The organism is Kitasatospora sp. NPDC057738, assembly GCF_042798815.1.
Lineage (GTDB): Bacteria > Actinomycetota > Actinomycetes > Streptomycetales > Streptomycetaceae > Kitasatospora > Kitasatospora lactacystinica.
In genome coordinates, this window is the sequence record NZ_JBHVJT010000003.1 from 128,700 (window position 1) to 138,736 (window position 10,037).

Below are 10,037 nucleotides of genomic sequence, written 5' to 3' on the forward strand. Positions count from 1 at the left end.
GACGGCCCGGCTCCCCCCGCCCGACCCGGCGCCGAGGCGGCCAGGCACCATGGAGGGGTGAGCGTGACCATTGACATCACCGGACTGCCGCACGAGCGGATCACCTTCTGCCCCTCGCCCCTGGCCGAACTGAGCAACGCGCTGCACGCGCTGGCCGAGCCCGCTCACCACTCCCGGCTGCACGCGTGGACGACGACGACCGCCGCCGCGCTCAAGCCGGAACTGGCCGACCGGCTGCTCGAAGCCGACTTCATGTGGCGGTCGACGCGCTCCGACTTCCTGATGCCGGCCCGGCCCCGGGAGACCCTCACCGAGGAACTGGACGACCTCGACCGCATGGAGGACGAGAAGTTCGTCGGCGCGGCGCTGGAGATCTCGTGCAGCATCAGCCACTACCCCAAGGGCCTGCCGTCGCCCCTGGTCGACGCGTGGTCGCGGCGCCGCGCGCTCGACCTGGCGGCGGCGCGCGGCCCGCGCCAGGCGGCCTTCGTCGAGCGGATGCTCGCCGAACCCACCGCCACGCGCGCGTGGATCCGGCGCCTCCTGGAGGACTGCGACCAGGCGTTCTTCGCCGACACCTGGCGCCGGGTCCGCGTCCAGCTCGCCGCCGACGCCCAGCACAAGACCGAGCTGCTGCGCCGCAAGGGCCTGGCGGAGGCGCTCACGGCCGCGTCACCGGCGCTGAGCCTGGAGGAGGACGAGCACGGCAGCCGCATCGTCGTCGACAAGCTCGTCCACGGCCGCACCGAGGCCCGCGGCGCCTCCCTCACCCTGATACCGACCGTCTTCGGCTGGCCGCACCTCTTCACCCTGTACGGGCCGGGCTGGCAGCCCGTGATCCAGTACCCGGCGGCCGCCCACGAGGTCGGCGGCGCCGAGCCGGTGGAGACGGTCAAGCTGCGCCTGGACGCGCTGACCCACCCCCTGCGGATGAGCCTGTGCCGCAACCTCGCGCGCGGCGCGTACTCGACCAGCGAGCTGGCCGACGCCTACGGCATCACCGCCCCGGAGGTCTCCCGCCATCTCACCGTGCTGAAGAAGGCCGGGCTGGTCATCACCCGGCGCCGGGGCCGCTACGTCCTCCACCAGCTCGACATCTCGGTCGTGGCCCGGCTCGGCAGCGACTTCCTGGAGTCCGTGCTGCGGTGAGGACGGCCGGGCGGCCGGACGCCAGGCGGGGGCGGGGGGGCGGGCCGCCGCGACGGGCGGATCGGCCCGGCAGCCCGTACCGCCACCACCCGCCCGCCCGCGCGTCAGGACCAGGGCTCCCCCGGACGGGGTCCACCGCCGAGGACGAGCAGCGCCTCTCCCGTGGACGGGTCGCCCGGCCGCCGTACGGACCTGCCGTAGGCACTCGCCGCGTTGCCGAGCGCGAGGAGGGCCTCCGCACTCGGCAGCGCGGCCCGGTCGGGACGGAGGCGGTCGGCCGCCAGCCGGGAGAGCCGGGCGATCGTCTCGCACGCGCGGACCGACATGTTGCGAAGGAACTCCGCGACGCGCCGGTCGCCGAGGAGACGGCCCGCGGACTCGCCGGCCCGCTCGGCGAGCGTGTCCCAGACCCGGGAGACGGCGTCACGAACGGTGCGAAGCTGCTGCCACTCGGGGACGGCGCGAAGGGCGAGGGCGTGCCGGTCGACGGCGCGGAGTGCGGCGTTCACCGCCATCGCTCCGCTCCTCGTACCCACGTGCCCCGTCCCGTCGGCGGCCGGCGCTTCCGATGCGTCGGGGAGCGCGGCGACGTGCTGCCAGTGGACCTGGAGCGCCTCCACATCGGCCTCAAGAACCGCTCTCAGATCCCCGGCGGTGCTCCGCCCCTCGGGCACGGCCTCCTTCCAGGCCTCCGCCACCTCGTACAGCTGCGCTCTGAGGTCCGGCAGGTCGGCGCCTTCCGCGGCCTGCCGGCCCTCCGTCCGTGTCAGGGGCAACTCCGGTCCCCACAGGGGGAGTTCATCTCCGGCCGGCGTTTCGTCGACGGCTTCGACCGAGCCCTGGACCGCACTGGCGACTGACTCGCTGCGACCCGCTCCAGGACCGGCAGCGGCGTTCTCCGGTGAATTCACTGAGCGCATTCTCCAACTTCCGGACGACGAAGGGTCATGGCTGCCTCTCTGCCCTCGCGCAGGAAGGAGTGTTCGACACGAGCAGCACTCCCGAGGCGCTGAACTCACCTGGTGTAACAGCTCTGTTGAGGGTTGTCGACCGATGCGACCGACGTGTCTCCGACTCCCGGTCCAAACCGCCCGCGGGGGTGTGATTCCGGCTTTTCCAGCCAAGTGGTTGCCGCCGTGACGCTTTACCGACCATATGCCCGGGTGGATCCCGTGACCGTGGGTGATGACCCTACTCGGCTCAGCGGGGATTGCCGGGCACCACCGGGCCCGGAAGGCTGGGAGCCCGGGGGAAGCATCCGGAACACCAGGAGTCTTCGCGCATGTCCCCGAAAGCGATCGCCGCCCTCGCCGTGGGCCTCGCCGGCACCATCGCCCTCACCGACGCCGCCGGCCACTACGTGCGGGTCTCCAACCTCGAAGGCAGCCTCTCCGGCGCCAGCACGTTCGTCGTGCGGACCAGCAGTGACCCGGCGGGCGCCCGCATCCGGTGTACAACATCCCCGCCCGGCCCCTGATCAGCCCCGACGTGCAGTCCGTGGTTCCGCCCCGGGTCCACCTCGCGCTCTCCGACATCCGGATGAGCGTCCTGCCCGAGTTCGCCACGGTCATGAACCAGACGTTCGGCGACGGCACCATCCAGCCCGGCGACCGGCTCGGCACCTGCACCGCCGAGACCACCTCCTGAGTTCCCTCGCGCCTGCCGCCGTCCGGACGGTGGGTGGGGTGGGCCGGGCGGCTGTGCGACGGCCCCGATGGACGCGCGGGGCCGAGCCGGGGCGGGCCCGGTAGATTCACTCCCCCACCACCGACCGAGGGAGCACCCGTGCCCGACCGGCCCAGCCTGCTGTACGTGACCGACCTGGCCTACCCGGCCCGCGGGCGGCGGTACGGCGACGAGGACGTCTTCCTCACCTCCCGGCTGCGGGAGTGGTTCGACCTGGCCCTGTGCCACCCGCTGGACGCCCGGGCCCTGATGGGGCGCTTCGACGCGGTCGTGGTGCGCAACAGCGGTCCGGTGCTGCGCTACCGGGAGGAGTACGCCCGCTTCCGCGACCGGGCCCTGGCCGACGGCGTGCGGGTCTACAACCCGCTGACCGGGCGGGGTGACATGGCCGGGAAGGGGTACCTGCTGGACCTGACCGAGGCGGGCCGCCCCGTCATCCCCACCGTCGACCGGCCGCAGGACCTCGACCGGCTGCCCGCCGCCGACCGCTACGCGGTCAAGCCCAGGGAGGGCGCGGACAGCATAGGCCTGCGCTTCCTCACCCGCGAGGAGCTGGACGGGCTCGACGCGTGGGGCGAGGTGCTGGTCCAGCCGCGGATCGACTTCCGCTACGAGGTCTCGTTCTACTTCGTGGACGACGCCTTCCAGTACGCCCTCCACGCGCCGGATCCGGCCCGGCGCTGGGTGCTGGAGCCGTACGAGCCGAACGCGGCCGACCTCGCGTTCGCGCGGAGCTTCGTCGACTGGAACACGCTCGCCCACGGGATCCAGCGGGTGGACGCCTGCCGCGCGCCGGACGGGAGCCTGCTCCTGGTCGAGCTGGAGGACCTCAACCCGTACCTGTCCCTCGACCTGGTAGCCGAGGAGGTCCGGGAGGGCTTCGTCGAGGCCCTGGCGGATTCACTGCACCACTTCCTGGGCTGACCGGCCGGGGCGGAACGACGGACCGCCGCCCCGGGAGGCGTCTCCCGGGGCGGCGGCAGCGCGCGCCGTCAGCAGATCCGCGGCAGCTGCTCGCCCATCGGCAGGTCGACCACCCGGGTGCCACCGAAGCCCGTGCGGGCCACGACCATCCCCGGGTGCTCGTCCACGCACTCGCCGATCACCGCCGCCTCCGCGCCGAGCGGGTGGGCGCGCATGGCGGCGAGCACGGCGTCCGCCGTGCCGCGCGGGACGAAGGCGACGAGCCGGCCCTCGTTGGCGATGTACATCGGGTCCAGGCCCAGCACCGCGCAGGCGTTGGCCACCGGCTCCGGGACGGGGACGGCGGCCTCGCTGAGCACGACGCCCACCCCGGCTGCGGTCGCGATCTCGTTGAGCGCCGCCGCCAGGCCGCCCCGGGTGGGGTCGCGCAGCACGTGCAGGTCGGCGGTGGCCGCGAGCATGGCCTCGACCAGGCCGCCGAGCGCCGCGCTGTCGCTGCGCACGTCGACGCCGAACTCCAGTCCCTCCCGGACGCTCATGATCGCCACGCCGTGCAGCCCGATCGGCCCGCTGACGATCACCACGTCGCCGGGCCGGGCGCGCTGCGGGCGGATGTCGACCCCGGCCGGGACGATCCCGATGCCCGCGGTGTTCAGGTAGACGCCGTCCCCGTGCCCGGCCTCGACCACCTTGGTGTCCCCGGTGGCGATCTCGACCCCGGCGGTGCGGGCGGCGGCGCCGATCGCCCTGGCGACCCGGTCCACCACGGCCATCTCCACCCCCTCCTCCAGGATGAAGCCGCAGGACAGGTAGGCGGCCCGGGCCCCGCTCATGGCGAGGTCGTTGACCGTGCCGTTGACGGCGAGGTCGCCGATGCAGCCGCCGGGGAAGAACAGCGGCCGCACCACGTAGGAGTCGGTGGAGAAGGCGAGCCGGGCACCGCCGAGCTCCAGCACGGCGGAGTCGCCGAGCCCGGCGAGCACCGGGCCGCCGAAGGCCGGCGCGAAGAGGTTCTGCACCAGTTCCGCGGACAGCGCGCCGCCGCCGCCGTGGCCCATCACCACCCGGGGGTGGTCGCGCAGCGGCAGCGGGCAGCTCCAGCCGGAGAAGTCGGGCCGCCCGGCGTCCGGTTCGACGGACGGTTCGGCATCCGGTGCGGCGGACGGTTCGGCGGGGGGTCCGGCGAGCGCTTCGGTGAGCAGTTCGGTGTCAGCCAACGCGGCTCGCCTCCTGGGTCTCCTGACGGTCCTGAAGCCGGACGGACGTCGCACCCGGCACACCGAGCCGCCGGTACAGGTAGTACGCCGCGCACGCCCCCTCGCTGGACACCATCGTGGCGCCGAGCGGCGTGCGCGGTGTGCAGACGGTGCCGAAGGCCTCGCACTGGTGGGGCTTCAGCAGGCCCTGCAGCACCTCGCCGCTGCGGCACTCGGCGGGTTCGCGGGTGGTGATCCCCGAGACGTCGAAGCGGTGCTCGGCGTCGTGGTCCCGGTAGCGGGGCGAGAGCCGCCAGCCGCTGCGCGGGATCACCCCGATGCCCCGCCAGGCGCGGTCGGCCACCTCGAAGACGTCCTCCAGCATGGCGCGGGCCGCCGGGTTGCCCTCGGGGCGGACGGCCCGCGGGTAGGCGTTGTCGACGGTGTGCTCCCCGCGCTCCAGCTGCCGTACGGTGCGCCGGATGCCTTCCAGGATGTCCAGGGGTTCGAAGCCGGTGACGACGATCGGCACCCGGTGGCGCTCCGCGAGCGCCGGGTACTCGGCGGTGCCCATCACGCTGCAGACGTGCCCGGCGGCGAGGAAGCCCTGGACCCGGCAGTCCGGCGAGTCCATGATCGCCTCGATCGCGGGGGGCACCCGGACGTGGGAGACCAGCATGCTGAAGTTGCGCAGCCCCTGCTTCCTGGCCAGGTGGACGGCCATGGCGTTCGGCGGGGCGGTGGTCTCGAAGCCGATGCCGAAGAAGACCACCTCCTTGTCCGGGTTCTCCCGGGCGATCCGCAGGGCGTCGAGCGGTGAGTACACGACCCTGACGTCGCCGCCCTCACCGCGCACCCGGAACAGGTCCCGGTCGGTGCCGGGCACCCGCAGCATGTCCCCGAAGGAGCAGAAGACCACCCCCGGCCGGGCGGCGATCGCCAGTGCCCGGTCGATCATCTCCAACGGGGTGACGCACACCGGGCAGCCCGGCCCGTGGATCAACTCGACCTCGTCCGGCAGGAGTTGGTCGATGGCGTGCCGGATGATGCTGTGCGTCTGGCCGCCGCAGACCTCCATCAGCGCCCACGGCCGGGTGACCGTCGCCCTGATGTCGGCGAGCAGCCCGGCCGCCAGCTCGGGGTTGCGGAACTCCTCCAGGTACTTCACCGTCCGGCCTCCTCGGTCATGTCCGCCGCTCCGGCCGCACCCGCCGCCGCCCCGGCGGCCTCCCACGGGTCGCCGAACTCCTCCTGCAACAGCCCGAGCTCCTCGAAGAGGGCGAGGGTGCGCCGGGCCGACTCCTCGTCCAGGCGCTGCAGCGCGAAGCCCACGTGGACGATCGCGTACTCCCCCACCGCCAGGTCGGGCAGGTACTCCAGGCAGACGTCCTTGATCACGCCGCCGAAGTCCATCACCGCCATCCTGGTCCCGTCCCGCTCCCCGATCTCCGTCACCCTGCCGGGCACCGCCAGGCACATCCGCGCTCACTCCTCCCGGGTGGCCGCCGACCGGGCGGCCACCATCAGCTGGCCCAGCGCCAGCCCTCCGTCGTTGGGCGGCACCCGGCGGTGCCGCAGTACGGTGAAGCCGTCCTCCCCGAGCCCGCTCGCGCAGGCGGAGGAGAGCAGCGCATTGGCGAAGACCCCGCCGCTGAGCGCCACGGTGGTGGTGCCGTGCCGTTCCCGGACGGCGGCGCAGATCCGCCGGACCAGCTCGGCCACCGCGCCGTGGAAGCGGGCGGCGACCAGCCCCGCGGGCGCGCCCGCGGTGACGTCGGCCACCACCGCGGCCAGCACCGGCCCGGGGTCGGCGATCCAGCCGTCCGCCCGCGCCGACAGGCCGAACGCGTAGCCGCCCGCCCGCTGCGCCGCCCCGCACACAGGGCCGTCCTCGCGGCCGAACCCGCAGGCCGCCGCCTCCAGTTCGATCGCCGCCTGGGCCTCGTACCCGGCCCGCTGGCAGATCCCGGCGAGCGAGGAGACCGCGTCGAACAGCCGGCCCATGCTGGAGGTCGGCGCACAGTTCAGCCCCCGCTCCAACTGGCGCTCCAGCAGCCGTAGTTCCTCGCCCTCGCAGGCCCGGACCGGCGGCAGCTGCGGCAGCCGGGGCAGCCCGGCCGCGCGCAGGTGGGCGAGCGCCGTCCGGTAGGGGCGCTCGACGGCCGCGTCCCCGCCGGGCAGCGGCACGTACCGGAGGTGGGCGAGGCGGCGGAACCCGTCGTAGTCCGCCAGCAGCACCTCGCCGCCCCAGATCGCGCCGTCCTCGCCGTAGCCGGTGCCGTCGAAGGCCACCCCGAGCACCGGCCGGCCACCGTCCAGGCCGTGTTCGGCCATCACCGCGGCGATGTGGGCGTGGTGGTGCTGGACCCGGTGCACCGGCCGGCCGGCGGCGGTCCGCTCGGCGTGCCGCAGCGAGCGGTAGCCGGGGTGGCGGTCGGCGGCCAGCAGTTCCGGCCGTACGCCGCTGACCGTGCCGAGCTGCTCGACCGCCCGCTCGAAGGCCCGCAGGGTGGCCAGGTCGTCCATGTCGCCGATGTGGCCGGACAGCCAGGCGTAGCCGTCCCGGGCCAGCGCGAAGGTGTTCTTGAGGTCGCCGCCGACGGCCAGGACGGGGCGGACGGGCACCGGCAGCGGGATCGGGAGCGGCGCGTACCCGCGCGAACGGCGCAGCGGCAGCTGTTCGCCGTCCACCACCCGCACCACGGAGTCCTCGCAGGGGACGTGGATCGGCCGGTCGTGGGTGAGCCAGCCGTCGACCAGCGGGGCGAGGCGCTCCAGCGCCTCCCGGTCCTCGGTGACGATCGGCTCGCCGGAGCGGTTGGCGCTGGTCATCACCAGCAGGTCCGGCCCGGGGGCGGCGAGCAGCAGGTGGTGCAGCGGCGTGTACGGGAGCATCACCCCGAGGTCGGGGCTGCCCGGGGCCACCGCCTCGGGCACCGGCAGGCCCGTGCGGCGGAGCAGGACGATCGGCCGCACGGGCCCGGTGAGCAGCTCCCGCTCGACCGGGTCGACGGGCAGCAGGCGTTCGACGGTGGCGAGGTCGCGGGCCATCACGGCGAAGGGCTTGTCGCCGCGCCGCTTGCGCCGGCGCAGCAGGGCGACGGCCGCGGTGTCGCGCGCGTCGCAGGCGAGGTGGTAGCCGCCGATGCCCTTGACGGCGAGGATCGCGCCCTCGGCGAGCAGCCGTCGGGCCTCCGTGAGGGCCTGTTCCCCGGCGAGTCCGGGGCGTCCGGGGCGTCCGGGGCGTCCGGGCACGGTCAGCGCGAGTGCGGGCCCGCAGGCGTGGCAGGCGACGGGCTGGGCGTGGAAGCGGCGGTCGGCGGGGTCGGTGTACTCCCGGGCGCAGTCCGGGCACATCGGGAAGCCGGCCATGGTGGTGTTGGCCCGGTCGTACGGGAGGCCGGTGACGATGGTGTGCCGGGGGCCGCAGTTGGTGCAGCTGATGAAGGGGTGCCGGTGGCGGCGGTCGGCCGGGTCGGCGAGTTCGGCCAGGCAGTCGGCGCAGACGGCGGTGTCGGGCGGGATCAGGGTGGTGCGGGGGCCGTCGGGGCTGGACGGGACGATGCGGAAGCCGGTGGCGCCGGTGGTGGCGAGCGGCGCGTGTTCCACCGAGTGCACCTGGGCGAGCGGCGGCGCGTCGCCGGCCACGCGCCGGCAGAAGGCGTCCAGGGCGTCCGGGCTGCCCTCGACCTCGGCCAGGACGCCCTCGCCGGTGTTGGTGACGGTGCCGGCCAGGCCGAGTTCACCGGCCAGCGTGTGGACGAACGGGCGGAAGCCGACCCCCTGCACCAGGCCGCGGACGGCGACCCGCCGCCGCTCGCGGTCGAGCCCGGGGTGACCGGCCGTCACGCGCGCTCCCCCACGGCGGAGCGGCCGTGGTGGTGCCCGTGGTCGTGTTCGTGCCCGTCGTCGTGCGCGTGCCCGTGGTCGTGCGGCGCCGCCGACATCACCGGCCGGTGCGGCTCGGCTCCCTCCAGCACGGCCAGCGCCCGGTCCAGCAGCGCCCCGATGCCCTCGCCCGTCCGGGCGGAGGTGTTCAGCACCGTCACCCCGGGGTTGACCCGCTGGACGTTGGCCAGGAACGCCGCCTCGTCGAACTCGGCCGCCGCGGCGAGGTCCGTCTTGGTCACCAGCACCAGGTTGGCCAGCCCGAAGGCCGTCGGGTACTTGAGCGGCTTGTCCTCCCCCTCGGTCACCGAGGCCAGCACCACCCTCAGCGTCTCGCCGAGGTCGTAGGAGGCCGGGCAGACCAGGTTGCCGACGTTCTCCACGAACAGCAGCCGGCACTCGGCCGGCAGCCAGCCGTCCAGGTGCCCGGCGAGCATCCGCGCCTCCAGGTGGCAGAGCCCGTCGGTGAGCACCTGCTTCACCGGGGCGCCCGAGCGGGCCAGCCGGCGGGCGTCGTTCTCGGTGGCGAGGTCGGCGGTCAGCGCGGCGACCTCCACCCCGCGCCGCCGGGCCAGCCCCAGCTCGGCCTCCAGCAGCGCGGTCTTTCCGCTGCCCGGGCTGGACAGCAGGTTCACCGCGACCGTCCCCCGCGCCTCCAGCGCCTCCCGCAGCCGGCGGGCGCTGTCGTCGTTGCGGGCGAGGACCGCCTGACGGAGGTCGACCGTGCGGCACATCGGCATCAGCCTTTCTGTTCGGCCCGGACGTCCCGGACCTCGGCCCGGACGTCCCGGGCTTCGGCCCACTGGACGTCGAGGATCTGCAGTTCACGGCCGGACAGCAGCTCGACGCCGCCACCGCCGGAGCAGCTCGGGCAGCCGAGGTCCGGCGGCATGCCGACCGCCCACTCGACCGCGCAGGGGGTGCAGCGGGCCCGGGCCGCGACGGATTCGGTGTCCAGCACGGCGCCCGCCACCAGCGTTCCGGTGCAGGCGAGTTCGAAGCAGAAGTCGAGGGCCTCGGGCACCACGCCGGCCAGCTCCCCGACCCGCAGGCGCACCCGCGCCACCCCGGGGGCCCCGTGTTCGCGCGCGGCCGTGTCCACCTGCTCGACGACGGCTTCGGCGATCGACATCTCGTGCATGGGTCCCTTCCCGGAGCGGGCGGCAACGCGCCCCATTACAGGGCGCGGTGGCG

11 protein-coding genes are annotated in these 10,037 nt (G+C 74.6%); 4 read left to right on the forward strand and 7 right to left on the reverse strand.

Annotation, left to right across the window (positions count from 1 at the left end; genetic code table 11):
• Positions 1 to 57: 57 nt before the first annotated feature.
• Positions 58 to 1,149, forward strand: a complete 1,092-nt coding sequence (locus tag ACFVGO_RS02820; protein WP_359908215.1) for a DUF5937 family protein — start codon at positions 58 to 60, stop codon at positions 1,147 to 1,149.
• A 104-nt stretch (positions 1,150 to 1,253) separates the two neighbouring features.
• Here the strand turns inward: ACFVGO_RS02820 and ACFVGO_RS02825 are convergent, their stop codons facing one another.
• Entirely contained in the window at positions 1,254 to 1,925 is a 672-nt protein-coding gene (locus ACFVGO_RS02825) for a hypothetical protein (RefSeq protein WP_380630688.1), read from the reverse strand.
• Positions 1,926 to 2,431: 506 nt separating this feature from the next.
• Between ACFVGO_RS02825 and ACFVGO_RS02830 the strand changes: the two genes are divergently transcribed.
• The 3 genes from ACFVGO_RS02830 (at position 2,432) to ACFVGO_RS02840 (ending at position 3,759) form a co-directional block, all read left to right on the forward strand.
• Positions 2,432 to 2,626 carry a hypothetical protein gene (locus ACFVGO_RS02830; protein ID WP_380630689.1) on the forward strand — a complete coding sequence of 65 codons (195 nt, stop codon included), beginning with the start codon at positions 2,432 to 2,434 and terminating at the stop codon, positions 2,624 to 2,626.
• 11 nt (positions 2,627 to 2,637) lie between these two features.
• Positions 2,638 to 2,796: a hypothetical protein gene (locus ACFVGO_RS02835; RefSeq protein WP_380630690.1), complete on the forward strand. Its 159-nt coding sequence runs from the start codon at positions 2,638 to 2,640 to the stop codon at positions 2,794 to 2,796.
• Between the two features lie 138 nt (positions 2,797 to 2,934).
• The gene (locus ACFVGO_RS02840; RefSeq protein ID WP_380630691.1) at positions 2,935 to 3,759 is read left to right on the forward strand and encodes a hypothetical protein; all 825 of its coding nucleotides are present in this window, start codon (positions 2,935 to 2,937) and stop codon (positions 3,757 to 3,759) included.
• A gap of 68 nt (positions 3,760 to 3,827) precedes the next feature.
• Here the strand turns inward: ACFVGO_RS02840 and hypE are convergent, their stop codons facing one another.
• The 6 genes from hypE to ACFVGO_RS02870 form a co-directional block, all read right to left on the reverse strand.
• Complete coding sequence (gene hypE / locus ACFVGO_RS02845) at positions 3,828 to 4,847, reverse strand: hydrogenase expression/formation protein HypE (RefSeq protein ID WP_359908271.1); 1,020 nt, start codon at positions 4,845 to 4,847, stop codon at positions 3,828 to 3,830.
• 121 nt (positions 4,848 to 4,968) lie between these two features.
• Positions 4,969 to 6,123, reverse strand: coding sequence for a hydrogenase formation protein HypD (gene hypD, locus ACFVGO_RS02850; RefSeq protein ID WP_359908226.1), 1,155 nt, complete (start codon positions 6,121 to 6,123; stop codon positions 4,969 to 4,971).
• Positions 6,120 to 6,434: a HypC/HybG/HupF family hydrogenase formation chaperone gene (locus ACFVGO_RS02855; protein ID WP_359908229.1), complete on the reverse strand. Its 315-nt coding sequence runs from the start codon at positions 6,432 to 6,434 to the stop codon at positions 6,120 to 6,122. The genes hypD and ACFVGO_RS02855 overlap by 4 nt, the downstream gene beginning before the upstream one ends.
• Positions 6,435 to 6,440: 6 nt before the next feature.
• Positions 6,441 to 8,804: a carbamoyltransferase HypF gene (gene hypF, locus ACFVGO_RS02860; RefSeq protein ID WP_380630692.1), complete on the reverse strand. Its 2,364-nt coding sequence runs from the start codon at positions 8,802 to 8,804 to the stop codon at positions 6,441 to 6,443.
• The gene (gene hypB / locus ACFVGO_RS02865; RefSeq protein WP_380630693.1) at positions 8,801 to 9,577 is read right to left on the reverse strand and encodes a hydrogenase nickel incorporation protein HypB; all 777 of its coding nucleotides are present in this window, start codon (positions 9,575 to 9,577) and stop codon (positions 8,801 to 8,803) included. The genes hypF and hypB overlap by 4 nt, the downstream gene beginning before the upstream one ends.
• A gap of 5 nt (positions 9,578 to 9,582) precedes the next feature.
• Complete coding sequence (locus tag ACFVGO_RS02870; RefSeq protein ID WP_380542572.1) at positions 9,583 to 9,984, reverse strand: hydrogenase maturation nickel metallochaperone HypA; 402 nt, start codon at positions 9,982 to 9,984, stop codon at positions 9,583 to 9,585.
• Positions 9,985 to 10,037: the final 53 nt, after the last annotated feature.